1 rRNA gene is annotated in these 1,049 nt (G+C 56.1%); it reads right to left on the bottom strand.

The window, feature by feature from the left end:
* Positions 1-1,049 (bottom strand): 23S ribosomal RNA (locus F1721_RS34210); the annotation flags it as partial.

The following is a 1,049-nucleotide window of genomic DNA, read 5'->3' as shown; positions in this document are numbered from 1 at the left end:
CAGCGGAGAAGTCGTTACGCCATTCGTGCAGGTCGGAACTTACCCGACAAGGAATTTCGCTACCTTAGGATGGTTATAGTTACCACCGCCGTTTACTGGCGCTTAAATTCTCCGCTACACCCCACAAGGGGTTCACGGGTCCTCTTAACGTTCCAGCACCGGGCAGGCGTCAGTCCATATACATCGCCTTACAGCTTCGCATGGACCTGTGTTTTTAGTAAACAGTCGCTTCTCCCTGGCCTCTGCGACCACCACCAGCTCCAGAAGCACGTTCCTTCACCAGCAGTGGCCCCCCTTCTCCCAAAGTTACGGGGGCAATTTGCCGAATTCCTTAACCACAGTTCACCCGACCGCCTCGGTATTCTCTACCTGACCACCTGTGTCGGTTTCGGGTACGGGCCATGCACACACTCGCTAGAGGCTTTTCTCGACAGCATGGGATCACTCACATCACCACAACGGCTACGCATCACCCCTCACCCTATTGGTGTGCGGATTTGCCTACACACCGGGCTACAGGCTTACACCAGTACAACCACTCACTGGCAGAGCTACCCTCCTGCGTCACCCCATCACTTAACTACCGCCCCATCAGGTCCCATGCACTCCCCATGCTCATCCGAAGACTCACACGAACAGCGGATGGTTAGTATCAAGGATTTCGTTATGGACGCGTATGCACGGGTACGGGAATATCAACCCGTTATCCATCGACTACGCCTGTCGGCCTCGCCTTAGGCCCCGACTCACCCTGGGCGGACGAACCTTCCCCAGGAACCCTTGGTCATCCGGCGGAAGAGATTCTCACTCTTCACTCGCTACTCATGCCTGCATTCTCACTCCCACACACTCCACCATCGGTTTCCACCATGGCTTCACCGCGTGCAGGACGCTCCCCTACCCAACCCAGACATACATCTGGATTGGCATGGCTTCGGCGGTGCGCTTCAGCCCCGCTACATTGTCGGCGCAGGACCACTTGACCAGTGAGCTATTACGCACTCTTTCAAGGATGGCTGCTTCTAAGCCAACCTCCTGGTTGTCTCAGC

Source organism: Saccharopolyspora hirsuta (genome assembly GCF_008630535.1).
GTDB classification, from domain to species: Bacteria; Actinomycetota; Actinomycetes; order Mycobacteriales; family Pseudonocardiaceae; genus Saccharopolyspora; species Saccharopolyspora hirsuta.
This window is presented reverse-complemented; position numbering and strand designations above follow the sequence as displayed.